We start from the raw sequence: 26,350 nt of genomic DNA on the forward strand, positions 1-26,350 counted from the left end.
GTGGCGGGGTGCACGATGGGGTCATGGTCAGGTCCGCATCCAGTGCTCCCGGCGCCCCCGGCGCCCTTGACGGGTTCTCCCCCGCGACCCGCAGCTGGTTCACGGGGGCTTTCTCCGCGCCCACGTCCGCGCAGGCCGGGGCGTGGCAGGCCATCGGTGAGGGCTCGGACGTGCTGGTCGTCGCGCCCACCGGCTCGGGCAAGACGCTGGCCGCATTCCTCGCCGCCCTCGACCAGCTGGCCTCGACCCCGCCGCCCGCCGACCCCAAGAAGCGCTGCCGCGTGCTGTACGTGTCTCCGCTGAAGGCCCTCGCGGTCGACGTGGAGCGCAATCTGCGCAGCCCGCTGACCGGCATCCGTCAGGAGTCCGTGCGCCTCGGACTCCCCGAGCCGGAGGTGCGGGTCGGCATCCGTTCGGGTGACACGCCGCCCGCCGAGCGCCGCTCCATGGCCACACGCCCGCCGGACATCCTGATCACCACCCCCGAGTCGCTCTTCCTGATGCTCACCTCCGCCGCGCGGGACGCGCTGGCCGGCATCGAGACGGTGATCCTGGACGAGGTGCACGCCGTCGCGGGCACCAAGCGCGGCGCCCATCTCGCCCTCTCCCTGGAGCGGCTCGACGAGCTGCTGCCGCGCCCGGCCCGCCGCATCGGCCTGTCAGCGACCGTCCGTCCGGTGGACGAGGTGGCGCGCTATCTGTCCCCGCAGCGCAGGGTGGAGATCGTCCAGCCGCCGTCCGGCAAGGAGTTCGACCTGTCCGTGGTCGTGCCGGTCGAGGACCTCGGGGAGCTGGGCGGCTCGCCGGTCGCGGACAACGACCAGGGCGCGGAGCGTCCCTCGATCTGGCCGCACGTCGAGGAGCGCATCACCGACCTCGTCCAGGCGCACCGCTCGACCATCGTCTTCGCCAACTCACGCCGCCTCGCGGAGCGCCTGTGCAACAGGCTCAACGAAATCGCGTACGAACGCGCGACAGGGGAGCCCCTCCCCGAGGACCACTCCCCCGCGGAGCTGATGGCCGAGGCAGGCGCGGCCAAGGGCGCCCCTCCGGTCCTCGCCCGAGCCCACCACGGCTCGGTCTCCAAGGAGCAGCGCGCGCTCGTCGAGGAGGACCTGAAGGCCGGTCGTCTGCCGGCGGTCGTCGCCACCTCCAGCCTGGAGCTGGGCATCGACATGGGCGCGGTGGACCTCGTGGTCCAGGTCGAGTCACCGCCCTCCGTGGCCTCCGGCCTGCAGCGGGTCGGCCGGGCGGGACACCAGGTGGGCGCGGTCTCCACCGGCGTCGTCTTCCCCAAGTACCGAGGGGACCTGGTGCAGGCCGCCGTGGTCACCGAGCGGATGCGGACCGGCTCCATCGAATCCCTGCGCATCCCGGCCAACCCCCTGGACGTGCTTGCCCAGCAGCTCGTCGCGACGGTCTCACTGGACACCTGGCAGGTCGACGACCTGCTCGCCCTGGTCCGCCGGGCCGCATCCTTCGCCTCGCTCCCCGAGTCGGCGTTCACAGCCGTCCTGGACATGCTCGCGGGACGCTATCCGTCGGACGCCTTCGCGGAGTTGCGCCCCCGGGTGGTGTGGGACCGCGTCGCCGGCACCGTCACCGGGCGGCCGGGGGCGCAGCGCCTCGCGGTCACCTCCGGGGGCACGATCCCGGACCGCGGCCTCTTCGGGGTCTTCCTCGCCGGCGCCGACCCCAAGAAGGGCGGCGGCCGCGTCGGAGAGCTCGACGAAGAGATGGTCTACGAATCCCGGGTCGGCGATGTCTTCACGCTCGGCACCAGCTCCTGGCGCATCGAGGACATCACACGCGACCGCGTACTCGTCTCCCCTGCTCCCGGCGTCCCGGGCCGGCTCCCCTTCTGGAAGGGCGACCAACTGGGCCGCCCCCTCGAACTGGGCCGTGCGGTGGGCGCGTTCCTCCGGGAGGTCGGCTCCCTCTCGCGCGACGACGCGCGCGTGCGCCTGCTGGCCGCGGGCCTGGACGAATGGGCAGCCGACAACGTCCTGACGTACCTCTCCGAACAGCGTGAGGCCTGCGGCCACATCCCGGACGACCGCACGATCGTGGTCGAGCGGTTCCGCGACGAGCTGGGCGACTGGCGGGTCGTGGTGCACTCCCCGTTCGGCGCGCAGGTGCACGCCCCCTGGGCCCTGGCCCTCGCCTCCAGGCTGACCGAGCGGTACGGCATGGACGCCCAGGTGATGCACGCCGACGACGGCATCGTGCTGCGCCTGCCGGACGCCGACCTGATGAGCCTGGACCTGCTCGACCAGGAACCCACCGACCGCCCACTGGAGTACGACAGCGAGCAGGCCCCCGTAGGCGCGGGAGACGTCGCCTTCGACAAGGGCGAGGTCAATCAAATCGTCACCGACCAGGTGGGCGGCTCGGCCCTGTTCGCCTCGCGCTTCCGAGAGTGCGCCGCCCGCGCGCTGCTGCTGCCGCGCCGCAGCCCCGGAAAGCGCACGCCCCTGTGGCAGCAACGCCAGCGCGCCGCACAACTGCTCCAGGTGGCAAGCGAGTTCGGATCGTTCCCCATCGTCCTGGAGGCGGTCAGGGAGTGCCTCCAGGACGTATTCGACGTCCCCGGCCTCACGGAACTCATGGGAGACATCGAGTCCCGCAAGGTCCGGCTCGTCGAGATCACCACCCCCGAACCGTCCCCGTTCGCCCGCTCACTCCTGTTCGGGTACGTGGCTCAGTTCCTGTACGAGGGTGACTCGCCGCTCGCCGAGCGGCGCGCGGCGGCCCTCTCCCTGGACTCCCGGCTGCTCTCGGAGCTCCTCGGCCAGGCGGAGCTGCGCGAACTGCTCGACGCTGAGGTCCTCACAGAACTTGAGCAGGAGCTCCAGTGGCGCACGGAGGACCGCCGCATCAAGGACGCCGAGGGCGTCGCCGACCTGCTGCGCCTTCTCGGGCCGCTCACCACCGCCGAGTTGGCCGAGCGCGGAGCCGAGCCGGAGTGGGCGCAGGAACTGGCCTCCGCCCGCCGCGCGATCAGCGTCCGCATCGCGGGGGCCGACCACTGGGCGGCGATCGAGGATGCGGGGCGGCTGCGCGACGCGCTGGGCACCGCGCTGCCGGTCGGCGTCCCGGAGGCGTTCATGGAGCCGGTGAAGGACCCCCTCGGCGACCTCGTCGCGCGGTACGCCCGCACGCATGGCCCGTTCACCTCGGCGACGGCGGCAGCCCGCTTCGGCCTCGGCGTCGCGGTCACGGAGGGTGCGCTGCAGCGCCTCGCCGCCAACGGACGTGTCGTACAGGGCGAGTTCCATCCGGCCGGCATCGGCCAGGAGTGGTGCGACGCGGCCGTCCTGCGCCGGCTGCGCCGCCGCTCACTCGCGGCCCTCCGGCACGAGCTCGAGCCGGTGCCGCCCGCCGCGCTCGCCCAGTTCCTGCCCCAGTGGCAGAACTTGAGCGGGCACGGACTGCGGGGCGTGGACGGGCTGGTGCGGGCCATCGAGCAGTTGCAGGGCGCGACCGTACCCGCGTCCGCGCTCGAAAAGCTCGTCCTGCCCTCGCGCGTCTCCGGCTACGCGCCGGCGATGCTCGACGAACTCACCGCCGCCGGAGAGGTGGTCTGGGCCGGGGCCGGGGCCCTCCCCGGCAAGGACGGCTGGGTCTCCCTGTATCTGGCCGACGCCGCGCCCCTGCTCCTGCCGCAGCCGCATCCGCTGGAGCTCACCGCGCTCCACCAGTCGGTCCTCGACACGCTCTCCGGAGGGTACGGCCTCTTCTTCCGCCAGATCACCGACCAAGTACGCGCCACGACCCACCCCGAAGCCTCGGACCCCCAACTGGCCGACGCCATCTGGGATCTGGCCTGGTCCGGACGGCTCACGAACGACACCCTCGCCCCGATGCGCTCCCTCCTCGGCTCGGGCCGCACCGCGGGCTCCACGGCCCACCGTGCCAAGCGCACCATCCCGCGCGGACGCTATGGCTCACTGACGGGCGCCGCCCGCCCCATGTCGTCGCGTACGGGCCCGCCGACCGCGGCGGGCCGCTGGTCACTGCTCCCCGCCCACGAACCCGACCCCACCTTGCGGGCCCACGCCCTGGCCCGCACCCTCCTGGACCGGCACGGCGTGGTCACCCGCGGGGCGGTCGCGGCCGAGGGAGTCGAGGGCGGCTTCTCAGCGACGTACCGCGTCCTGTCCGCCTTCGAGGACAGCGGCCAAGCACGGCGCGGCTACGTGGTCGAGGGCCTTGGCGCCGCCCAGTTCGCCATGGACGGCGCGGTGGACCGGCTGCGCGCGGCGGCGAACGCCCGTGACCGCGCCGACAGTTCACCGGCCGCCATGAACTACTCCCCACGTCCCTCGGACACCCAGGCCCTTGTCCTGGCCGCCGCCGACCCGGCCAACGCCTATGGAGCCGCCCTCCCCTGGCCCGATCCGCCCACCGACGCGGGGCACAAGCCGGGCCGCAAGGCAGGTTCCCTGGTCGTCCTCGTCGACGGCGAACTGACCCTCTACATGGAGCGCGGCGGCAAGACCCTGCTGGCCTGGCCCGTGGCCACGGACGACACCCCAGCCACGGAGGATGCCCGGCTGCACGCGGCCGCCGAGGCCCTCGCCGCGGCGGCCCGAGCGGGCTCACTCGGCACGGTGACGGTCGAGCGCATCAACGGCGGCTCCGCCCTGACCTCCCCCTTCGCCCCCCTCCTGGAAGGAGCAGGCTTCCACGCCACCCCTCGGGGCCTACGCCTGCGCGCGTAGCCCACGACACCCCGCCCAGCCGTGCCCTCCTCGACTCCGGCCGCGGCGCCCGGCTCCCGGCCCCCGCCCCGGGACGGCCGGACGGCCACACCACGCCTCGCGCCGCCACGCCACCCCCGGCCCACCTCAGCCCGGCCGAGCCCAGCCCAGCCCAGCCCAGCCCAGCCCAGCCCAGCCCAGCCCAGCCCAGCCCAGCCCTCACAGCTAACCCCCACCCCACCCCCGACATGCCACCCTGGACCCATGCCCGAAGGCGACACCGTTCACCAGGCAGCCCGGCGTCTGCACGAAGCCCTCGCCGGGCGCACGGTCACGCGCTCCGACCTCCGCGTCCCGAAGCTCGCGACCGTCGACCTCACCGGGCGCACGGTCCTGGACGTCACCCCGCGCGGCAAGCACCTCCTCACCCGCTTCGAGGGCGGCCTCACCCTGCACTCGCACCTCCGCATGGACGGCTCCTGGAAGCTGTACGCCCCCGGCGAGCGCTGGAGAGGCGGCCCCGGGCACCAGATCAGGGCAATCCTCGGCACCGCCGAGCGCACCGCCGTCGGCTATCGCCTACCCGTGCTCGAACTCCTCCGCACCGCCGACGAGGACAAGGCCGTGGGCCACCTCGGCCCCGACCTCCTCGGCCCCGACTGGGACCCCGAGCAGGCCCTCACCAACCTCCTGGCGACTCCCGAACGCGCGCTCGGCGAAGCTCTGCTCGACCAGCGCAATCTCGCGGGTATCGGCAACGTCTTCAAGAGCGAGCTCTGCTTCCTCCTGGGCGTCACCCCCTGGCTCCCCGTGGGCGAGCTCCCCACCGAGACGGCCTCCCGCGTCCCCGCCCTCGCCAAGAAGCTCCTGGAAGCCAACCGCGACCGCCCGGCGCGCACCACCACGGGCCGCGACAGCGCGGGCCTGCGCCTGTACGTCTACGGCCGCAAGCCCCGCCCCTGCCTGCGCTGCGGCACCCCCATCCGCCTGGCCGAGCAGGGCGATGGCTCCCGTAGCCGCCCCACGTACTGGTGCCCCTCCTGCCAACAGGGCCCCACACCCTGACTTCGACCCGGCCCCGCACCCCACCCCAACCCCCTTCTCAATCCGCACCCACCCGCACTCATCCGGCCCTCACCCACCAGTTGACGCCCCGTCAGATCCGCCCGTACCGTCCCGTCATGCCCCTAACGGCGTACGACCTCAGCGGACGCACCGCATTCGTCACCGGCGCGGCCAGCGGCATAGGCCGAGCCTCGGCCGTACTCCTCGCGGAAGCGGGCGCCACCGTCCACTGCGCCGACCGCGACACGCAGGGACTTCACGAGACAGCCACGCTCATCAAGGCCGCGGGCGGTACCGCGCACACGCACTCCGTGGACGTCGCGGACAGGGCCCAGGTCGACCAAGCCGTCGCGACCGCCACCGCCACCGCGCCCAGCGGCCGCCTGGACGTCATGGCCGCCATCGCCGGAATCATGCACAGCAGCCCGGTCCTGGAGACCCGCGACGAGGATCTCGACCGGGTCCTGAGCATCAACTTCAAGGGTGTGCTGTACGCCTGCCAGGCCGCGGCCCGCGCAATGATCGCGGCAGCCGCCGACGAGCCCGACACCACCCGCCGCCCAGCAGAAGGCTCACCCCACTCCAACCTCACCCGCCACCCCGAAGCCACGCCTCGCTCCAGCACCTCCCGCCCCGCCGGCAGCATCATCACCATGGCCTCGGGCGCCGTGGACACCGGTGGCCCCGGCCTCCTCTGCTACGGCGCGGCGAAAGCCGCCGTCGTCCAGCTCACGAAGACCCTCGCCACCGAGATGGGACCCCACGGCATCCGCGTCAACGCCGTCGCGCCCGGCTGGATCCGCACCCCCATGACCGACCGCCACGATGCCGACGCCCAGGCACACACCGAGGGGCTCATGGTCCGCATGTCCCCGCTGGGCCGCGTCGGCGAACCGGAAGACATCGCTCACGCCGTCCTGCACCTGGCATCCGACGCCTCAGCCTTCACAACGGGCCAGATCCTCCGCCCCAACGGCGGCGTCGCCATGCCCTGGTGACAGTCGTACTCGCTGGCGGCGGGCGGGCTCGAACGCTGGGCACAGGTGCCTGCTCGACCTGCTCACGCAGGAACTCCGGCCGCGAGCCCCACGCCGAACTGCTCGCCCTTGGTGGGCTCCTGGGTTCCGACAGCGCCCCGGGCAACACCCCCGCCTGCCGCGCCACCGCCCGCCATTGCCACACCCCACCGCCCGCCGGCCCACCGCGCCACCGCCCACCGTCCTGCACCTGGCATCCGAGGCCGCAGCCTTCACAACGGGCCAGATCCTCCGCCCAAACGGCGGCGTCGCCATGCCTTGGTGACCGCTCCGACCGCACCCCGAGCAACACCCCCAGCCCCGCGCCCGCCATGCGACAGCCCACCGCCCGACCGCTCACCGCGCCACAGCCCACCGCCAGGCCCCCCACCGTCCTGCCGCCGGGCGGCGGCCCGTGCGGCCCGCGCCTTCGCCCGTGCCGCCCCCACTGCCCGGGACTGCGGCACACAGTGCACCGGCAGCAGGCTCAGCCCCCACCCACCGGCCGCGACAGCCCCCTCCAGAGCTCCCGCCTCGGGCACGAGGGCCAGCCGCAGCACGCCCCACCACCAGAGCGCGCCGAGCGCAAGAGCCGGCGCCCACCGCACGACTCTCCATGCCACGGCCACCACCTCCGCATGAGGCTCGACGCCCGACTCCTGACACCCGAGGCCCGGTCGACGCTAGACGCCCGGCTCCACCGGACGGGAGGGCGCACCCAAGGGCACACGAGGCACGGCCACCGCCCTGATCAATCGTTCACCCGCGTTCCCACCCCGGCCACTCACGCCCTGCCCCCACCCCCGCAGCCAGCAGCCAGCAGCCAGCAATCAACAGCCAGCCCCCTCCCCAGCCCCGACCTCAGCCGTTCTCCGCCTGGAACATCCAGTGATGCTTCTCCAGATCGGCGGTGATCCCGATGAAGATGTCCTGGCTCACAGGATCCGCATCGCCCGTCGCGTCGACCCGCTCCCGCATCCGCGTGATCACCGCACCGAGCGCGTCCACGAGCGTCCCCACCGCATCGCCGTCCTTGACCCAGCCGCCGGCGACCTCGCCGATGCCACTGCTCCGTGCCACGGTCGCCGCGCGGCCGTCAGGGGAAACGCCGAGCGTGGACGCCCGCTCGGCCACCGTGTCGGAGTGCGTCCGCGCAGTGTCCACGACCTCGTCGAGCTGCAGATGGACGGAGCGGAAGCGCGCGCCGACGACGTTCCAATGGATCTGCTTGGCCACCAGGGAGAGGTCGACCAGATCCACGAGTGCGCCCTGCAGCGCGTCCGAGACCGTCTTCAGATCCGCCTCGGACAGAGGGCTCTTCACGACGTACATCCATCCTCCAAAGTTCATGGGATCGCGTGAGCGAAAATCCCCACCAACCATTACACAAATGCACCAATAGGGACATCTCACAGGCATCTCAGAAGATGAACGAGCCACCTCGAAAGCTGGCTCCAAACGGCTCAGCCCCAGCACCCACCACGCGCTCCCCCTCTCTCCCCCCCAGTCCCCACCGCGCACCCCCTCAGCCCCCCCCCCCGAACGCACGAAAGCCCCAGCCGGTGACCCGGCCGGGGCTTCGACACATCTGAATCTGATTCTGATCTGGATCAGATCTGGATCTGAGCGCTCAAACAGCGTGCACACTCTGCACACTCAGCGCAGCATCACGCTGCGACGACGTCCACCGCCTCCGCAGGCGCCTTGATCGTCACCCGTTCCGGCGGCACACCGCTCACCGAGACAGAATTGAGCATCGGGCGAACCGGTGCGCGCACCGGTTCCGTAGCCGCTGCCGACGCAGCCAGTTCGGCGAGGGAGAGCTCATCGCTCACCTCACGCATGAGCTCGGACATCCGTACGTCAAGCGCGTCGCAGATCGCGGAAAGCAGCTCGGAGGATGCCTCCTTCTGCCCCCGCTCCACCTCGGAAAGATAGCCGAGCGAGACTCGGGCGGACGAGGAGACTTCGCGCAGAGTACGGCCCTGGCGCTGGCGCTGCCGACGCAGCACGTCACCCAGCAGGCGACGGAGCAGAATCATCGGTGGCTCCCTCCTCGGACCGCGTAGCCGCATCCTTCACGCCCCACCGTACCGCCTCGCGCGGCGGCCGTGCGGGGAGCGATGTCGTGTTCACTCAGGGCTGCAAACATCAAGTCCCCCCGTTCTGTTCCGTATCCTGTGCCCGCCCGTTCCCGACACGTTCGCCGGACAGCCGCTCGACCAGCAGCGTGAGCACGCTCCGTACGCTCTCCATACGGATGTCCGAACGCTCACCGTTCAACCGCAGCGCGGCCACTTTCCCCTCAGAGCGAAGAGCGGAACCCACCCCGCCGAACGCGGACCCAGGCCCCGTGGCCAGGGAATCCGGCCCGTCGACCGCCACGAAGACCGTCCCGACCGGCTGACCGTCCTGCGGCTCCGGCCCGGCGACGCCCGTCGTCGCGATCCCCCAGTCCGCGCCCATGACCTTGCGCACACCCGCCGCCATCTGCAGCGCGACCTCGGCGTCCACGGCGCCGCGCTCGGCCAGGAGAGTGCCGTCGACCCCGAGCACCTCGTGCTTCAGCTCGGTCGCATACGCCGTCACGGACCCCCGGAAGACCTGCGAGGCCCCCGGCACCGCCGTGACCTCAGCGGCCACGAGACCCCCGGTGAGCGACTCTGCGACGGCGAGCGTCTCGCCCCGCGCCTGAAGGAGCCGCAGCACCTGCGCGGCCGGCCCGAGCGACATCACGGAGCCGACTCCCGGGTCCCTTCGCCGGAAGCGGCGGCCGAGGCCTCGGCGGCTGCCGCTGCCGCCACCGCGGCCGCGGCTGAGGCCGTCGAGGCCGCCTGTGCCTCCGCGAGCCCCGTGCGCCGCAGCAGAATGGCCTGTCGTACGTAGTCGAGCCCTGTCAGGACGGTCAGGAGGACGGCGACCGCCATCACCCAGAACCGCATCGTGGCCAGCGGCCCGGTCAGCGCGAGGACGTACATCCCGGCCGCCGTGCCCTGCCAGAGCGTCTTCATCTTGCCGCCGCGACTGGCCGGAATGACACCGAAGCGGATCACCCAGAAGCGCAGCAGCGTGATCCCGAGCTCACGGCCGAGGATCACGCCCGTCACCCACCAGGGCAGATCACCGAGGTAGGAGAGACAGATCAGCGCCGCGCCCATGATCGCCTTGTCGGCGATGGGGTCGGCGATCTTCCCGAAGTCCGTGACCAGGTTGTACGTGCGTGCCAGGTGCCCGTCGAACAGGTCGGTGATCATGGCGACGGCGAACGCGGCCCAGGCCCACGCGCGCCAGGCCGGGTCGTACCCGCCGTCGGCGAGCAGCAGCATCACGAAGCCGGGCACAAGGAGAAGCCGGATCACCGTCAACAAGTTGGCGACGTTCCATACGCTGGCCTGATTGACGGCCGCAGCGCCCAACTTTCCGCCGCGCACCGGCTTGGCGCCCTGCGCGCCGGAGCCGCCCGCGGCGGATGCCGGGACTCCGGTCATCTGCGTGCCTCCTCGGCCGGGATCCGGGGCGAGTCCCCCAGAATTTCGCTGTATTCAGCCACCAGGTCCACGCCTTCCGTGCCGACCACCTTTGCCACGACCATACGACCGACCTGCAGTCCGTCCCCACCGGTGGCGCCGGTGAAGCGGATCTGGCCGTCCGTCTCGGGCGCCTGGTGCGCCGCCCGGCCGATCGCGCCGTCCTCCTCGTCCACGGCCTCCACAAGCACCTCGACGGTCTCTCCCAGGCGCTCGTCGGCGCGCTGCGAGGTCAGTTCCTCGGCGAGCCGCGAGATGCGCGCGAGCCGCTCGTCGACGACGTCCTGATCCAGCTTCCGGTCGTACGTCGCCGCTTCCGTGCCCTCCTCGTCGGAGTACCCGAAGACGCCGATGGCGTCCAGTCGCGCACCCGTGAGGAACCGCTCGAGCTCGTCCACGTCGGCCTCGGTCTCGCCGGGGAAGCCCACGATGAAGTTGGACCGCACGCCGGCCTGCGGGGCCTTCGTCCGAATGGTGTCCAAAAGCTCCAGGAACCGGTCGGTGTCCCCGAAGCGCCGCATCGCCCGCAGCACGCCGGGAGCGGAGTGCTGGAAGGACAGGTCGAAGTACGGGGCGACCTTCTCCGTGGAGGTCAGTACGTCGATGAGCCCGGGGCGCATCTCGGCGGGCTGCAGGTAACTCACGCGCACCCGCTCGATCCCGTCGACGGCCGCCAGCTCGGGAAGCAGCGTCTCCAGGAGACGGATGTCACCGAGGTCCTTGCCGTACGAGGTGTTGTTCTCGGAGACGAGCATGACCTCCTTGACGCCCTGCTCGGCCAGCCAGCGCGTCTCGCCGAGCACGTCCGAGGGGCGCCGCGAGATGAAGGACCCGCGGAAGGAGGGAATGGCGCAGAACGAGCAGCGCCGGTCGCAACCCGAGGCCAGCTTCACCGAGGCGACGGCGTTGGTGCCCAGGCGCCTGCGCAGTGGGGCGCGCGGCCCTGATGCGGGCGCAACGCCCTCGGGCAGGTCCATGGGTGCGTGACCGGGAAGGGCGACGTCGGAGCCGGCGTCCTGGCGCTCCGCGGGGCTGATCGGAAGGAGCTTGCGCCGGTCACGTGGGGTGTGAGCCTCGACACTGCCGCCGCTGAGGATGGTGTTCAGGCGGGTGGAGATGTCGGAGTAGTCGTCGAAGCCGAGGACACCGTCGGCTTCGGGGAGGGCTTCGGCGAGCTCCTTGCCGTACCGCTCGGCCATACAGCCGACGGCCACGACGGCCTGGGTCTTGCCATGACCCTTGAGATCATTGGCTTCCAGGAGGGCGTCGACGGAGTCCTTCTTGGCGGCTTCGACGAATCCACAGGTGTTGACTACGGCGACATCCGCGTCTTCGGCGGCCTCGACGAGCTGCCAGCCGTCCGCCTCCAAGCGGCCTGCGAGCTCCTCCGAGTCCACCTCGTTACGGGCGCAGCCAAGAGTGACAAGGGCGACGGTACGGCGTTCGGGCATGGTCTCAAGACTACTTCGTCCCCGCCCGGGCCCCCGCCGCGAGGGTCCGGGCCGCCGTCACAGGGCTCAGCCGACCTCGGGATCGCCCTTGGTGTACGTGAGCCGCTCGACCTGACCGGGCTCGAATTCGTTCTCGACCGACTTGCCGTTCACGAACAGCTGGATCGCGCCCGCGTCACCGAGGACCAGGTCGATCTTCTGCTTGTCCTGGAAGGTCTTCGACTTGCCCTCTTCGAGGACGCCGTCGAACATCGTCCGGCCGTTGTGGTCCTTGGCCGAGATCCAGCTGCGCCCGTCCGGGGCGCTCACCTTGACCGTGACCTTGTCCTTGGGCGCACCGGCGATGGCGCTGTCCGAGGGGTCCGGCTTCGGGTCGGCGGGCTTGTTCGGCGCGGGCTTCGTGGCGGGCTTGCTGGTGGCGGGCGTGGCGCCCTCGGCGACCTGCGACTTCGATCCGTCCGACTCGTCCCCGCCGTTGAAAGCGGTGAAGCCGACGAAACCGACCACCGCGACGATCGCGGCGACCATGGCGGCGGTCCAGTTGGGACGGCGCGGATCGGACCTGATCCGCTCGGCCTCGAAGAGCGGCGCCGCCGGGGTGGGCGCGGGCGGGCGACCCCCGTGCGCCTCGTCGTACTGGGCCAGCAGAAGGGCAGGGTCGAGGCCCACGTGGCGTGCGAGCGTCCGGATGTGGCCGCGGGCGTACACATCTCCGCCACACCGGGAGAAGTCGTCCTGTTCGATCGCGTGCACGATGGGGATGCGCACCCGGGTGGACGTACTGATTTCGTCGACGGTCAGGCCCGTGTCGATACGTGCCTGCTGCAGCGCGCGCCCGATCGAGGGCCGGTTGTCAGCCGGACTCTCAGCTGCCGGACGGTCGTCGTCGGGCCGGTCGTCTGTGGGTCGGTGGTCTGAAGGGCGGTCGTCTTCAGGGGAGTTGCCGATGGACACGGGGGCGCCTTTCGAGCGTGTAGCCACCTGCCGGATGTTCAGTCTAGGGGGGTTCGCGAAGGGTGGGGCAACTGGGCGACGGACTTTGTACGCCATCGGAATGGCCGGACATCCTGATGGTGGGGGCGGTGGACCATGGTGCTTTCCCTCCGCTCAACTTGACGTATGCCGAAGAGAAACGGTTGCCTGCCGCTCCCTTATGGGTGAGCCTCCCCGCGGATCACGGCCAGCACGCCATCCAGCTCATCGGGTTTCACAAGAACGTCACGAGCCTTTGAGCCTTCGCTGGGCCCCACGATGCCGCGCGACTCCATGAGGTCCATGAGCCGTCCGGCCTTCGCGAAGCCGACGCGCAGCTTGCGCTGGAGCATCGACGTGGACCCGAACTGAGTGGAAACCACCAGCTCAGCGGCCTGGCAGAGCAGATCGAGATCGTCGCCGATGTCCTCGTCGATCTCCTTCTTCTGCTTGGTGGCGACGGTGACGTCGTCCCGGAAGACGGGAGCCATCTGGTCCTTGCAGTGCTGGACGACCGCGTGGATCTCGTCCTCGGTGACGAAGGCGCCCTGCATTCGGGTGGGCTTGTTCGCCCCCATCGGCAGGAAGAGGCCGTCTCCCTTGCCGATCAGCTTCTCGGCACCCGGTTGGTCGAGGATGACGCGGCTGTCGGCGAGCGACGAGGTCGCGAAGGCGAGCCGCGAGGGCACATTCGCCTTGATCAGACCGGTGACGACATCCACGGACGGCCGCTGCGTGGCGAGCACCAGATGGATGCCCGCCGCCCGCGCGAGCTGCGTGATGCGCACGATCGAGTCCTCGACGTCGCGCGGGGCGACCATCATCAGGTCGGCGAGCTCATCGACGATCACCAGGAGGTACGGGTAGGGGCTGAGCTCCCGCTCACTGCCCTCGGGCGTCTTGAGCTTGCCCTCGCGGACGGCCTGGTTGAAGTCGTCGATGTGCCGGTAGCCGAACGCCGCCAGGTCGTCGTAGCGCAGATCCATCTCGCGTACGACCCACTGGAGCGCCTCTGCGGCCCGTTTGGGGTTGGTGATGATCGGCGTGATCAGGTGCGGGATGCCCTCGTACGCGGTGAGCTCGACGCGCTTGGGGTCGACGAGGACCATACGGACGTCCTCGGGGGTCGCCCGCATCATGATCGACGTGATCAGACAGTTGATGCACGAGGACTTGCCGGAGCCGGTGGCTCCGGCGACCAGGATGTGCGGCATCTTGGCCATGTTGGCCATGACGTAGCCACCCTCGACGTCCTTGCCGAGCGCGACCAGCATCGGGTGGTCGTCCTCGGCCGCGTCCGCCAGACGGAGCACGTCGCCCACGTTGACCATCTCGCGGTCGGTGTTCGGGATCTCGATGCCGACCGCGGACTTGCCGGGGATGGGGCTGATGATGCGGACGTCGGGGCTCGCGACCGCGTACGCGATGTTCTTGGCCAGGGCCGTGATCTTCTCGACCTTCACGGCCGGGCCGAGCTCGATCTCGTACCGCGTGACCGTCGGCCCCCGCGTGAAGCCGGTGACGTCCGCGTCGACCTTGAACTCGCTGAATACGTTGCTGAGCGAGGCGACGACCGCGTCGTTCGCGGCGCTGCGCGTCTTGCCCGGACCGCCGCGCTCCAACAGGTCGAGCCCGGGCAGCGAGTACGTGATGTCGCCGGACAGCTGCAGCTGCTCGGCCCGCGGCGGGAGGTCCCGCGGCTGTTCCGGGGCGGCCTTCGTCAGGTCCTTCACGCCGGTGGCCGACGTGTCACGCGACTCCCCCGGCTTCTTGCGGAGCACGCCAGGGGGCGGGCCGTCCTTGGCGCGCGCGGTCGGTACCGGAGCGGAGTTCGCGGAGCCGTCAGCGGACTGCTCGGACTCCTCGGGCTCCTCGGGCTCCTCGGGCCGCTCGTCGCGCTCCCCGGTGACCCCTTGCGTGAGGTCGGCGACCAGCGGCGAGGGCGGCATACCGTTCAGGACGGCGCCGTCCAGCGCGGCGGCTGCGGCGGCCGCCACGTCCACCGCGTCCATCGGACGGTCCAGAGAGGGCTGTGCGGACCCCCTGCGGGGCCTGCGGCGCCGGGTGAGCGCCTCCTCCTCGGCCTGGTCCGGGGCGTACGCCTCGGGCGCCTGAGCGCGCTTGCGCGGGCGGGCGGGCAGCGCCTCGCGCCACTGCTCGTCGTACCGCTCGTCGTCCGCGTAGTCCCCCTGCATCACCTCGGGCTCCGCCTGGACGATGCCGAGCTTGGTGCCGAGCAGCCGCAGCCGCTGCGGGATGGCGTTGACGGGTGTCGCCGTGACCACGAGAAGACCGAAGACGGTCAGCAGGACGAGCAGCGGTACGGCGAGGACCTCGCCCATGGTGAAGATCAGCGGAGTGGACGTGGCCCAGCCGATGAGGCCGCCCGCGTCCCTTATGGCGGCCATGCCGTCCGCGCGGGCCGGCGAACCGCACCCGATGTGCACCTGACCGAGCACCCCGATGACGAGCGCGGACAGGCCGATCACGATGCGGCCGTTCGCCTCGGGCTTCTCGGGGTGCCGGATGAGGCGTACGCCGATGACGGCGAGCAGTATCGGGAGCAGCAGATCGAGGCGGCCGAACGCGCCGGTCACCAGCATCTCGACGAGATCGCCCACGGGACCGCGCAGATTCGACCACGTGCCCGCGGCGACGATCAGCGCGACGCCGAGCAGCAGCAGTGCGACGCCGTCCTTGCGGTGCGCGGGATCAAGTCCCTTGGCGCCGCGCCCTATGCCCCGGAACAGTGCGCCGACGCTGTGCGCGAGACCGAGCCAGAGGGCGCGCGCGAGGCGGTACACGCCGCCCGTCGGGCTGGGCGCCGGCTTGGCCACGGGCTTCTTCGCCGCGACTTTCCTGGGCGGCGCCTTCTTCACCGGAGCTCTTTTGGCGGGCGGCTTCTTGGCGACGGCCTTCTTCGCCGGAGCCTTGGTGGGCGCGGCCGCCTTCTTCGCGGGCGTCTTCTTGGCTGCGGACGGACGTGAGGCCATGGTCTGAGGTTACCGGTGGAGACCACTGCGGACACGTGTGCCCACTGCTTCACCCGTTTGTGTCGCCCTTGCGGGGGCGGTGAACTGACGGATGTTCACCGCCTCCGCGTCGGCTTGTGCCCTGCGTCCGCGTCGGCTCAACTCTGCGAGGACACCGAAGGCGCACCGCTTCCGGTGCCCGGCTCCAGGGCGTCAAGAGCCCGCCGCAGGCCGGTGAGTTTGCGTTCGAGATGGGCCGCGGTGGCGACCGCGGCGGCATCCGCCGAGTCGTCGTCCAGCTGTTTCGTGAGCGCTTCCGCCTGTTCCTCGACGGCCGCCAGGCGCGCCGAGAGCTCGGCGAGAAGCCCCGCGGGCTCCTTGGCGTCACCCGCCGTCGACTTGCCGCCGCCTTCGAGCTGGAGACGCAGCAGGGCTGCCTGCTCCCGCAGTTGGCAGTTCTTCATGTACAGCTCGACGAACACCGAGACCTTCGCGCGCAGCACCCACGGATCGAACGGCTTGGAGATGTAGTCCACCGCACCGGCCGCGTACCCGCGGAACGTGTGATGCGGGCCGTGGTTGATGGCGGTGAGGAAGATGATCGGGATGTCCCGGGTCCGTTCTCGCCGCTTGATGTGCGCGGCGGTTTCGAAACCGTCCATGCCTGGCATCTGGACGTCCAGCAAAATGACCGCGAAGTCGTCCGTGAGTAGTGCTTTGAGCGCTTCCTCCCCGGACGATGCCCGTACCAGGGTCTGATCGAGCGCAGAGAGGATGGCCTCCAGCGCCAGCAGATTCTCCGGCCGGTCATCGACCAGGAGGATCTTGGCCTTCTGCACCATGGCCCGCCCTCCTCGCCCCGGCGGTACACCGGGCGCCGCCCCAGGGGACGACTCCCTTACGCCGTCCGTCCTTGTGCCGGTCATGGTAGCCGCACCCCGCCTGTCGCCACACCCTGTCACCGCGATGTCACTGTGCACGTAGCAGAAACGCAGTGGGAGACCAGAAGGTTCCCCGAATACCGCGGGTCTACACGGCTACGGCCACACTCTGTCAGCAACTCCGCGTAATGAAGCCTCTTCTCGGTCACTCCCCGCGCATCCACTGCTCCATCACCGAGAGCAGATGATCCGGGTCGACCGGCTTCGTAACGTAATCGGACGCTCCGGAGTCGATGGCCTTCTCCCGGTCGCCCTTCATGGCCTTGGCGGTGAGCGCGATGATCGGGAGCCCGGCGAACTGCGGCATCCTGCGGATCGCCGTCGTCGTCGCGTACCCGTCCATCTCCGGCATCATGATGTCCATCAGGACGACCGTCACGTCGTCGTGCTGCTCCAGGACTTCGATGCCCTCACGGCCGTTCTCCGCGTACAGCACCGAGAGCCCGTGCTGTTCCAGGACGCTGGTGAGCGCGAACACGTTACGGATGTCGTCGTCGACGATGAGGACCTTCTCACCGCCGAACTGGTGGCCGGGACGCGGCGCGGGCGCCTCCTGCCCCTCGGTCGGCCACTGCCCCTGTGAGCCCTGCTCCTGGGGCTCCGCGACGCCCTGCCCCGGCAGCACCGGCGGCTGCTCCGACGAGGCGTGCGCGGCACGGCGGCGGCGCCGGAAGAGCGTGCCCGAACCCGGCATCGAGTCCAGCCGCGGCCGTGCGGGGCCTTCGCTCTGCGGAGGCTGCTCGGCCGTGGACGGACCCTCCTCCAGTGCGGGCCGCGCGACCGTGCCCGGCAGGGGGGCCAGCTGTGTGTAGCCCTGCGGCGGCAGTTCGCTCGGGTGCAGCGGCAAATAGAGCGTGAACGTCGAGCCGCGGCCCGGTTCGCTCGCCGCGTGGATCTCGCCGCCGAGCAGGCGCGCGATCTCCCGGCTGATGGAGAGGCCGAGGCCCGTGCCGCCGTACTTCCTGCTCGTCGTTCCGTCGGCCTGCTTGAACGCCTCGAAGATCACCCGCATCTTGCTGCCCGCGATACCGATGCCGGTGTCGCTGACCGAGAAGGCGATCAGATCCGCGTCCGCGTCCCGCAGCGAACCCGCCTCCAGGAGCTGTTCGCGGATGGCGTTGGGCACATCGGCGTTCGCGTGCCGGATCACCAGCTCGACCGCTCCGGAGTCGGTGAACTTCACCGCGTTGGACAGGAGATTGCGCAGCACCTGGAGGAGCCGCTGTTCGTCCGTGTGCAGCGTCGCGGGCAACTCCGGAGACACCCGTACGGAGAAGTCGAGTCCCTTCTCCGCGGTCAGCGGGCGGAAAGTGGCCTCTACGTAGTCGACGAGTTGCACCAGGGCGATGCGCGTCGGGGAGACGTCCATCTTGCCCGCCTCGACCTTCGACAGGTCGAGGATGTCGTTGATCAGTTGGAGGAGGTCCGAGCCCGCCCCGTGGATCGTCTCGGCGAACTCCACCTGCTTGGGGGTGAGGTTCGCGTCGGCGTTGTCGGCGAGCAACTTGGCCAGGATCAGCAGGGAGTTGAGCGGCGTACGCAGCTCGTGCGACATGTTCGCCAGGAACTCGGACTTGTAGCGCATGGAGACCGCGAGCTGTTCGGCGCGCTCCTCCAGGACCTGCCTGGCCTCTTCGATCTCGGTGTTCTTGACCTCGATGTCGCGGTTCTGCTGGGCGAGCAGCTCGGCCTTCTCCTCCAGTTCGGCGTTGGAGTCCTGCAGTGCCTTCTGCCGGTTCTCCAACTCCGCCGAGCGCTCGCGCAGTTGCTCGGTGAGCTCCTGCGACTGCTTGAGCAGCACCTCGGTCTTGGTGTTGACACTGATGGTGTTGACGCTCGTCGCGATCATCTCGGCGATCTGGCTGAGGAAGTCCTTCTGGATCTGCGTGAACGGCTGGAACGCGGCCAGCTCGATCACGCCGAGGACGGTCCCCTCGAAGAGCACCGGCAGGACGATCACCTGGGCGGGCGGCGCCTCACCGAGGCCGGACGCGATCCGCAGGTAGCCGGAGGGCGCGTTCTCCACGAGGATCGTGCGCCGCTCCTGCGCGGCCGTGCCGATGAGCGTCTCGCCGGGCCGGAAGGAGGTGGGCATGGAGCCCATGGAGTAGCCGTAACTCCCCATCATGCGCAGCTCGTACGCGTCCCCCTGCTCGGCACCCGGCTCCGCGCCCTCGTCCGTGGGCAGCGCCAGGAAGAAGGCGCCGTGCTGCGCGGAGACCACCGGGGTCAGCTCGCTCATGATCAGCGAGGCCACGTCCGCCAGGTCCCGGCGGCCCTGCATCAGACCGGAGATGCGGGCGAGGTTGCCCTTGAGCCAGTCCTGCTCCTTGTTGGCGAGGGTGGTGTCGCGGAGGTTGGCGATCATCGAGTTGATGTTGTCCTGGAGGACCTGGATCTCGCCCGCCGCGTCCACGTCGATCTTCAGGTTCAGGTCGCCGCGCGTCACCGCGGTGGCGACCTCGGCGATGGCGCGCACCTGACGCGTCAGGTTCCCGGCCATCTCGTTCACCGATTCGGTGAGGTCACGCCACGTGCCGTCGACGTCCCGCACCCGCGCCTGACCGCCCAACTGCCCTTCCGTGCCCACCTCGCGGGCCACGCGCGTGACCTGTTCGGCGAAGGACGACAGCTGGTCGACCATCGTGTTGATGGTGGTCTTGAGTTCGAGGATCTCACCCCGGGCATCGATGTCGATCTTCTTGGTCAGGTCGCCCTTGGCGATCGCGGTGGTGACCATCGCGATGTTGCGGACCTGGCCGGTGAGGTTGGAGGCCATGCCGTTCACGGACTCCGTCAGGTCCTTCCACGTGCCCGAGACTCCGGGCACCCGGGCCTGCCCGCCGAGGATGCCGTCCGTGCCCACCTCGCGGGCCACGCGGGTCACCTCGTCCGCGAACGAACTCAGCGTCTTCACCATCGTGTTGACGGTGTCGGCGAGCTGCGCGACCTCGCCGCGCGCCTCGACCGTGACCTTCTTGGTGAGGTCTCCGTTGGCGACCGCCGCCGCGACCTGGGAGATGTTGCGCACCTGACCGGTCAGGTTGTTCGCCATCAGGTTGACGTTGTCGCTGAGGTCCTTCCAGGTGCCGGTGACGCCCGGGACGCGCGCCTGGCCACCCAGGTTGCCCTCGGTGCCCACCTCGCGGGCCACGCGGTTGACCTGCTCGGCGAAGTTGGAGAGCTGGTCGACCATCGTGTTCACGGTGGTGACGAGTTCGAGGATCTCGCCCTTCGCGTCGACGGTGATCTTCTTGGAGAGGTCACCCATGGCGACGGCCGTCGTGACCTCGGCGATGTTGCGGACCTGAAGCGTCAGGTTGTTCGCCATGCCGTTCACGGACTGCGTGAGGTCCTTCCAGGTGCCGGAGACACCCTGCACCTCGGCCTGGCCGCCCAGGATGCCGTCGGTGCCCACCTCGCGGGCCACTCGCGTCACCTGCTCGGCGAAGGCCGAGAGCTGGTCCACCATCGTGTTGAGGGTGTTCTTCAGCTCCAGGATCTCGCCGCGCGCGTCCACGTCGATCTTCTGCGAGAGGTCACCGCGGGCCACCGCGGTCGCGACCTGCGCGATGTTGCGCACCTGGGCGGTGAGGTTGCCGGCCATGCCGTTCACGGAGTCGGTCAGATCGCGCCACACACCGGCCACGCCGGGCACCTGCGCCTGCCCGCCGAGGCGGCCTTCCGTGCCCACCTCGCGGGCCACCCGGGTCACCTGGTCCGCGAAGGCGGAGAGCTGGTCGACCATCGTGTTGATGGTGTTCTTCAGCTCCAGGATCTCGCCGCGCGCGTCCACGTCGATCTTCTGGGAGAGGTCACCGCGGGCCACCGCCGTGGTGACCTGGGCGATCTGACGTACCTGCGACGTCAGGTTCCCCGCCATGAAGTTGACGGAGTCGGTGAGTTCCTTCCAGGTGCCGCTGACACCGTCCACGCGGGCCTGGCCGCCGAGGCGCCCCTCCGTGCCCACGTCGCGCGCCATCCGCGTGACCTGATCGGCGAAGGACGACAGCTGGTCCACCATCGTGTTGACGGTGTTCTTCAGTTGAAGCATCTCGCCGGAGACGTCGACGGTGACCTTCTGCGACAGGTCGCCGTTGGCGACCGCCGTCGTCACCTGCGCGATGTTGCGGACCTGGCCCGTGAGGTTGCGGAAGGCGGTGTTGACCGAGTCCGTCAGGTCCTTCCACGTGCCGGCCGCGCCCTGTACCTGCGCCTGGCCGCCCAGCTCACCCTCGACACCGATCTCCCGCGCCACACGCGTCACTTCGGCACCGAAGGCGGAGAGCTGGTCCACCATCGTGTTCACGGTGTTCTTCAGCTCGAGCATCTCGCCCGCGACGTCGACCGTGACCTTCTGCGACAGATCGCCGTTGGCGACCGCCGTCGTCACCGTCGCGATGTCCCGCACCTGCGTGGTGAGGTTCCGGAAGACCGTGTTCACCGAGTCGGTGAGGTCCTTCCACGTCCCCGCCGCGCCCGGCACGTTCGCCTGTCCGCCCAGTTGCCCCTCGGCGCCGACCTCGTTCGCGACGCGGGTGACCTCGTCCGCGAAAGTACGCAGCGTCTCGGTCATCTGGTTGATCGTCTCGGCGAGTTGGGCGACCTCGCCGCGCGCGCTCACCGTCACCTTCTGGGACAGATCACCGTTCGCGACAGCCGTCGTGACCTGGGCGATCCCACGCACCTGGGCGGTGAGGTTGCCGGCCATAAGATTCACCGAGTCGGTGAGGTCCTTCCACACTCCCGCCACACCCGGCACCTGCGCCTGGCCGCCGAGCTCGCCCTCCGTGCCGACCTCGCGCGCGACGCGGGTCACCTCGGAGGAGAACGACGAGAGCTGGTCCACCATCGTGTTGACGGTGTTCTTCAGCTCCAGCATCTCGCCGGCGACGTGGACCGTCACCTTTCGGGACAAGTCACCCTTGGCCACCGCCGTCGTGACGAGAGCAATGTCACGTACCTGCGCGGTCAATCGGTACGCCATGGTGTTCACCGAATCCGTGAGATCCTTCCACGAACCGGACATTCCACGTACCCGCGCCTGACCACCCAGCTTGCCCTCGGTGCCCACCTCGCTGGCCACGCGCGTGACCTCGTCGGTGAACGTCGAGAGCTGGTCGACCAGGTTGTTGACCGTCCTGCCGACCTTCAGGAACTCCCCGCGCAGCGGATGGCCGTTCCCCTCGTCCACCTGCGCCCGCAGCTCCATGCGCTGCTCCAGGTCGCCCTCGGCGACAGCGGAGAGCACGCGTCCCACCTCGGAGACAGGGCGTACGAGGTCGTCGACGAGGGCGTTCGACGCGTCGATCGCGGCCGCCCAGGAACCCTCGCTCGCGCCGGTTTCCAGCCGTTCCGTGAGCTTTCCCTCACGCCCGACCATGCGCCGCACGCGGGAAAGCTCACCGGTCAGATGCAGATTCCGGTCGGCCACCTCGTTGAAGACGGCGGCGATCTCCGACATGACGTCGTCACCGGAGACCGTGAGCCGCTTGCGGAAGTTTCCGTCCCGCATGGCCGCGAGCGCCGCGAGCAACCTGTTCAGGGCCGCGGCGTCCACTGACGTAGTCGTCCCGTGGCGCGGTTTGCGCTGTTTGCTCTGGGACTGTCCGTCTTTCGCACGCGTTTTAGTGCCCCGCGTCGCTGCGCCAGACTCCACTGTGTCCCTCCCGCAAGGGTCGACCGTACTGCTCGGGTTACCTGGGCTCTCTCCAAGAAGCTTGCCCAGTGTTTCACCATGGCTGAACCAGGCCATAACAGTTCGGCAGCTTCGCACACCGTCCGCACACCCTCCGGGCGGAAACACTGACGACCGGCATCAGCATGGACGGCGAAGGTAAGTAACCTGGCATCCGGCTGTCCAACCACCCCGGTCCTGCCCGGCCTGGGCGGTGGCACACGTACAAGCGGGCATCGGAGGGGCGGCCGCACCATGGTGGGAGACTTGGGCGTCGATACTCGTACGAGGAGTTCTGTGATCACCGCGCGCGCGGCTGCGACTTTCGACCCCGTCGGGCGTTCCGTCGCGACGGCACGCTCGTTTGTCCGCGACACCCTCCAGGGCTGGGGGTTCACGGACATCGTCGACGACGCGGTCGTCCTCACCAGCGAGCTGGTCACCAACGCCGTCGTGCACGCCGGGACCGCCGCGGACGTCCTCTGTCTGCGCAGCGAGGACGCCGTACGCATCGAGGTCTCCGACCACTATCCGGAACGCGAGATCCCGCTCCAGCAGTCCGCCGTGAACATGGGCAACCCGGACCGCGAGGGCGGCCGCGGCCTCCAACTGTGCGCGGCGCTCGCCACCCGCTGGGGCGTCGACTACACCCCCACGCAGAAACAGGTCTGGTTCCAACTCGACCTCCCCGACCGCTCGGTGGGCACCCGCGCCGCGGGCCCCGCCCTCCCCGCCGAGCTGCTCCCGCTCACCGACGGCAGAGTCCGCGTCGCCGTCGTCCAGATCGACCGCGTGGGCGCGATCTCGGCCTGGAACGAAGACGCCGAGGAACTTTTCGGGTACGCCGCCGAACAGGTCACCGGCAAACCACTCACCGACTTCGCCGCCTGGCCGCACACCCCGGGCACCAGCACGGGCATCGTGGAAGCGCTCCAACTCTCGCGCTGGGAGGGCAGTTACGGCATCCGCGGCTCCGACGGCCGCGTGACCCCCGTCTACGCCTCGCACCTGCGCGTCCGCGACACCGACGGCGAACCCTCCACGGTCTGCCTGCTCGTCCGCGACGACGAGCGCGCCGTCCTGCAGACTCCGCTGCGCGGCCCCGCCCCCGAGCCCGGGACGCTCACCGAGTCGCACACCGCCGACCCCTTCGAGGTCTTCATCGGCTCCCCGGCGCCGGACGACCTCGACGGTCTGCTCCAGCGCACGGTCGAACGCGCCCGCGACATGCTCGACGGCGACGCCGCCTTCCTGCTCCTCGCCACGGACGACGAGACGGAACTGGAGGTCCGCGCCTCCACGGGCCTCCCCTCGGCCCGCCAGCGCTTCGCCCGCGTCCCCGTGGAGGCAGGCCCCGGACGCTACGGCTCCGCCCGCATGCCGGCCGTCCACGAGGACCTCACGGTCGTCCCCGGCGCCGTACCGCTCCTCAGCGGCACGGGCATGCGCTCCGTGGTCACGGTCCCCCTGAAGGTCGAGGGACGCCTCACGGGCTCCCTGGGCGTCGCCGCCGAGGCCCCCGACCGGTACTCGAACGAAGAAGCGCTGCGCCTCCAGTTCGCCGCCGACCGCATCGCCCTCGCCGTCGAGTCCGCGCGCCTCGGCGAGCTGGAGCGCCTGCGCCGCGGCTCGCTCTCCTTCCTCGTCGAGGCATCGGACCTCCTCGCGGGCACCCTGGACCGCGACCAGACCCTGGCGCTCATGGCTCAGATGACCGTCCCGACGCTCGCCACCTGGTGCGCGGTCTACACGATCGCCGACCAGTCGTCCGAGCCCTATCTCTCGTACGTCCTCCACGAGGACGAGGAGCGCATCGACGGCCTGAAGGCACTCCTCTCCAAGATCGCCCCTCCCGACCCCGTACCGACCCCCGGAGCCCGCGTCTGGGCCGCCCCATCGGAGGCCGCCCACCAGGCCGCCCTGCGCACCTCCATGCGCAGCCTCGGCCTCGGTGAGCCCATGAGCCTCGGTTCGGGCATCGGCACGACGCTCTCGACGGCATCGGCGGTGGGCGGCGAGACGGTCGTCCTGCCGCTGGTCGCCCGCAACCGCGTCATCGGCATGCTCACGCTGGGCAAGCCGTCCGACGAACACTTCCGCCAAGAGATCCTGGAATTGGCCGAAGATCTCTCCCGCCGAGCGGCCCTCGCCCTGGACAACGCCCGCCTGTACTCGGAGCGCATGGCCATCAGCCAGTCCCTCCAGCGCAGCCTGCTGCCGCCGGGGCTCCCGCAGATCCCGGGCGTCGAGGTCGAGGTCATCTACCGCGCGGCCGGCGAGGGCAACGAAGTCGGCGGCGACTTCTACGACCTCTTCCCCATCCGCGACGGCGCGTACGGCTTCGCGATCGGCGACGTCTGCGGCACGGGCCCGGAGGCCGCAGCGGTCACCGGCCTGGCCCGCCACGCCCTGCGTCTCCTGGCCCGCGAGGGCTTCGGCGGCCCCGCCGTCCTGGAGCGCCTGAACGCGGCGATCCTCGACGAGGGCGCCCGCAGCCGCTTCCTCACGCTCCTCTACGGGGAGTTGTGGCCGCAGGAAGACGGCTCAGCGGTCCTGAAGATCGTCTGCGCCGGCCATCCGCTCCCGCTCCGCCTGCGCCAGGACGGCACGGTGGAGCCGTACGCGGAGCCGCAGCCGCTCCTCGGCGTCATGGAGGACCTGGAGCTCTACGAACAGACGATGACGCTCGACCCGGGCGACGTCCTGCTCTGCGTGACGGACGGCGTCACCGAGCGCCGCGAAGGCACCCGCATGCTCGGCGACGACGGCCTCGCGGACGTCCTCACCACCTGCACGGGACTCACCGCCGGCGCGGTAGCGGCCCGCATCATGCGCGCGGTGGAACGCTTCGCGACGGACGCCCCGTCGGACGACATGGCGATCCTCGCGATGCGGGTACCGGGCCTCCACAAGGACTGAGACACCCCCGCCCCTCCGGAAACGAAAGAAGGTCCCCGCCCAACTGGGCGGGGACCTTCTCTTCTTACTCTCTGAGCCCCCATGCGGAATCGAACCGCAGACCTTCTCCTTACCATGGAGACGCTCTACCGACTGAGCTATAGGGGCCTGTTGCGCTTCGCGGTTTCCCGCTTGGCAACGGAATAGATCATACCTGAAATCGAAGGCCCCTCGAACCGACCCTTCCTCCGTACGATCGCTGACTAGAAGGCCGGCTGGAGAAGCCCGCCGAGCGCGTTGCAGGCAGACACCATGCGCTGCAGCTGACGACGCGACATCGACGCGTCGACCGGCAACGCCAGAGTGTCATCCGCGGCGCGCTCGGTCTCCGGAAGGCAGACGTCGCGCCAGAAGTCCGACGTGCGGTGGACGGGCGTCTTCACGGGCACCCGGCAGTCAATTCCCTTGGCCCGTACGGCACGCGCGAAGGCGTCCCGGTCCGGCCGCCCGTTCCCGGGCACCCGCACGACGTACTGCTGATAGCTGTGCCCCTCGACGCCGTCCGGGGTGATCACCCCGCCGAGTCGCCCGCTGAGGTAGGCCGCGTGGGCCCGCCGCCGCGCAAGCTCGTCGTACGGAGCGTGCGTCTCACCCTCCTCCAGTACGAGGATGCCGAACCGCTGCCCGACTTCCCGAAGCCGCCTGACGTCGGCCGGGTGCCCGAAGCGGTGCACGACGGCCACGGCGGCCGTACGGGAGGTGATGGCGGCGGTCACTGCATCTGGATCGAGGCAGTACGTCGCCCGGTCTATGTCCGCGAACACGGGCACGGCCCCTGCCTGGACCACGGCCTCGGCGATCTCGACGTTTCCGTATGCCGGCACGATGACCTCATCACCGGCACCGACGCCTGCGGCTCGCAACATGGCAACTGTCCTCATGCCTCAGATGCTGGCTGCGGAACGTGAACGGCAAGTGTCGCAAAACAAAAAAGAGCTGGTCCCTGAACCGAAGTTCAGGGACCAGCTCTTTTAATAATAGTTCGGCGGCGTCCTACTCTCCCACAGGGTCCCCCCTGCAGTACCATCGGCGCTGTGAGGCTTAGCTTCCGGGTTCGGAATGTAACCG

At 70.2% G+C, this 26,350-nt stretch carries 14 protein-coding genes, 1 tRNA gene and 1 rRNA gene; 4 read left to right on the top strand and 12 right to left on the bottom strand.

What is annotated here, in order from left to right; genetic code table 11:
• Positions 1–23 precede the first annotated feature (23 nt).
• The 3 genes from ACIBCK_RS13535 (at position 24) to ACIBCK_RS13545 (ending at position 6,766) form a co-directional block, all read left to right on the top strand.
• Positions 24–4,724: an ATP-dependent helicase gene (locus tag ACIBCK_RS13535; protein ID WP_399389734.1), complete on the top strand. Its 4,701-nt coding sequence runs from the start codon at positions 24–26 to the stop codon at positions 4,722–4,724.
• A 243-nt stretch (positions 4,725–4,967) separates the two neighbouring features.
• The gene (locus ACIBCK_RS13540) at positions 4,968–5,768 is read left to right on the top strand and encodes an Fpg/Nei family DNA glycosylase (protein ID WP_399389735.1); all 801 of its coding nucleotides are present in this window, start codon (positions 4,968–4,970) and stop codon (positions 5,766–5,768) included.
• 116 nt (positions 5,769–5,884) lie between these two features.
• Positions 5,885–6,766: an SDR family NAD(P)-dependent oxidoreductase gene (locus ACIBCK_RS13545; protein WP_399389736.1), complete on the top strand. Its 882-nt coding sequence runs from the start codon at positions 5,885–5,887 to the stop codon at positions 6,764–6,766.
• Positions 6,767–7,645: 879 nt separating this feature from the next.
• On the opposite strand, the gene ACIBCK_RS13550 is transcribed toward ACIBCK_RS13545, so the two are convergent.
• From ACIBCK_RS13550 to ACIBCK_RS13590, 9 genes are all read right to left on the bottom strand, one after another.
• Complete coding sequence (locus ACIBCK_RS13550; RefSeq protein ID WP_399389737.1) at positions 7,646–8,116, bottom strand: Dps family protein; 471 nt, start codon at positions 8,114–8,116, stop codon at positions 7,646–7,648.
• Positions 8,117–8,451: 335 nt separating this feature from the next.
• Positions 8,452–8,826, bottom strand: a complete 375-nt coding sequence (locus tag ACIBCK_RS13555) for a helix-turn-helix domain-containing protein (RefSeq protein WP_160507571.1) — start codon at positions 8,824–8,826, stop codon at positions 8,452–8,454.
• Positions 8,827–8,935: 109 nt separating this feature from the next.
• A complete protein-coding gene (locus tag ACIBCK_RS13560; protein WP_399389738.1) occupies positions 8,936–9,517 on the bottom strand; it encodes a CinA family protein in 582 nt (193 codons plus the stop codon).
• Entirely contained in the window at positions 9,517–10,272 is a 756-nt protein-coding gene (pgsA, locus tag ACIBCK_RS13565) for a CDP-diacylglycerol--glycerol-3-phosphate 3-phosphatidyltransferase (RefSeq protein WP_399389740.1), read from the bottom strand. Before pgsA ends, ACIBCK_RS13560 begins: the two co-directional genes overlap by 1 nt.
• Positions 10,269–11,762, bottom strand: coding sequence for a 30S ribosomal protein S12 methylthiotransferase RimO (rimO, locus tag ACIBCK_RS13570; RefSeq protein WP_399389742.1), 1,494 nt, complete (start codon positions 11,760–11,762; stop codon positions 10,269–10,271). Before rimO ends, pgsA begins: the two co-directional genes overlap by 4 nt.
• A gap of 66 nt (positions 11,763–11,828) precedes the next feature.
• Positions 11,829–12,716 carry a helix-turn-helix domain-containing protein gene (locus ACIBCK_RS13575; protein ID WP_399389743.1) on the bottom strand — a complete coding sequence of 296 codons (888 nt, stop codon included), beginning with the start codon at positions 12,714–12,716 and terminating at the stop codon, positions 11,829–11,831.
• A gap of 197 nt (positions 12,717–12,913) precedes the next feature.
• Positions 12,914–15,727 (bottom strand): DNA translocase FtsK, encoded by a 2,814-nt coding sequence (locus ACIBCK_RS13580; protein ID WP_399389745.1) that lies wholly within the window; start codon positions 15,725–15,727, stop codon positions 12,914–12,916.
• A gap of 137 nt (positions 15,728–15,864) precedes the next feature.
• Complete coding sequence (locus ACIBCK_RS13585) at positions 15,865–16,548, bottom strand: two-component system response regulator (protein WP_399389747.1); 684 nt, start codon at positions 16,546–16,548, stop codon at positions 15,865–15,867.
• Positions 16,549–16,792: 244 nt separating this feature from the next.
• Complete coding sequence (locus ACIBCK_RS13590) at positions 16,793–22,306, bottom strand: HAMP domain-containing protein (protein WP_399389748.1); 5,514 nt, start codon at positions 22,304–22,306, stop codon at positions 16,793–16,795.
• Between the two features lie 273 nt (positions 22,307–22,579).
• Here ACIBCK_RS13590 and ACIBCK_RS13595 point away from each other — a divergent pair, with 273 nt between their 5' ends.
• On the top strand, positions 22,580–25,243 hold the full coding sequence (locus ACIBCK_RS13595) for a SpoIIE family protein phosphatase (RefSeq protein WP_399389750.1): 2,664 nt from the start codon (positions 22,580–22,582) through the stop codon (positions 25,241–25,243).
• Between the two features lie 74 nt (positions 25,244–25,317).
• Here ACIBCK_RS13595 and ACIBCK_RS13600 read toward each other — a convergent pair.
• From ACIBCK_RS13600 to rrf, 3 genes are all read right to left on the bottom strand, one after another.
• Positions 25,318–25,390 (bottom strand) — tRNA-Thr (locus ACIBCK_RS13600).
• 95 nt (positions 25,391–25,485) lie between these two features.
• Positions 25,486–26,148 carry a DegT/DnrJ/EryC1/StrS family aminotransferase gene (locus ACIBCK_RS13605; protein WP_399389752.1) on the bottom strand — a complete coding sequence of 221 codons (663 nt, stop codon included), beginning with the start codon at positions 26,146–26,148 and terminating at the stop codon, positions 25,486–25,488.
• A 114-nt stretch (positions 26,149–26,262) separates the two neighbouring features.
• A 5S ribosomal RNA gene (gene rrf, locus ACIBCK_RS13610) occupies positions 26,263–26,350 on the bottom strand; the annotation flags it as partial.

The sequence above is a fragment of the Streptomyces sp. NPDC051218 genome, from assembly GCF_044455475.1.
Classification (GTDB): domain Bacteria; phylum Actinomycetota; class Actinomycetes; order Streptomycetales; family Streptomycetaceae; genus Streptomyces.

What these genes read in the sequence shown, in the direction of transcription:
- ACIBCK_RS13550 (WP_399389737.1), bottom strand. Translation starts at nt 8,116, where the DNA reads ATGTACGTCGTGAAGAGCCCTCTGTCCGAGGCGGATCTGAAGACGGTC.
- ACIBCK_RS13535 (WP_399389734.1), top strand. Translation starts at nt 24, where the DNA reads ATGGTCAGGTCCGCATCCAGTGCTCCCGGCGCCCCCGGCGCCCTTGAC.
- ACIBCK_RS13595 (WP_399389750.1), top strand. Translation starts at nt 22,580, where the DNA reads ATGGTGGGAGACTTGGGCGTCGATACTCGTACGAGGAGTTCTGTGATC.
- ACIBCK_RS13585 (WP_399389747.1), bottom strand. Translation starts at nt 16,548, where the DNA reads ATGGTGCAGAAGGCCAAGATCCTCCTGGTCGATGACCGGCCGGAGAAT.
- ACIBCK_RS13555 (WP_160507571.1), bottom strand. Translation starts at nt 8,826, where the DNA reads ATGATTCTGCTCCGTCGCCTGCTGGGTGACGTGCTGCGTCGGCAGCGC.
- ACIBCK_RS13580 (WP_399389745.1), bottom strand. Translation starts at nt 15,727, where the DNA reads ATGGCCTCACGTCCGTCCGCAGCCAAGAAGACGCCCGCGAAGAAGGCG.
- pgsA (WP_399389740.1), bottom strand. Translation starts at nt 10,272, where the DNA reads ATGACCGGAGTCCCGGCATCCGCCGCGGGCGGCTCCGGCGCGCAGGGC.
- ACIBCK_RS13545 (WP_399389736.1), top strand. Translation starts at nt 5,885, where the DNA reads ATGCCCCTAACGGCGTACGACCTCAGCGGACGCACCGCATTCGTCACC.
- ACIBCK_RS13540 (WP_399389735.1), top strand. Translation starts at nt 4,968, where the DNA reads ATGCCCGAAGGCGACACCGTTCACCAGGCAGCCCGGCGTCTGCACGAA.
- ACIBCK_RS13560 (WP_399389738.1), bottom strand. Translation starts at nt 9,517, where the DNA reads ATGTCGCTCGGGCCGGCCGCGCAGGTGCTGCGGCTCCTTCAGGCGCGG.
- rimO (WP_399389742.1), bottom strand. Translation starts at nt 11,762, where the DNA reads ATGCCCGAACGCCGTACCGTCGCCCTTGTCACTCTTGGCTGCGCCCGT.
- ACIBCK_RS13605 (WP_399389752.1), bottom strand. Translation starts at nt 26,148, where the DNA reads ATGTTGCGAGCCGCAGGCGTCGGTGCCGGTGATGAGGTCATCGTGCCG.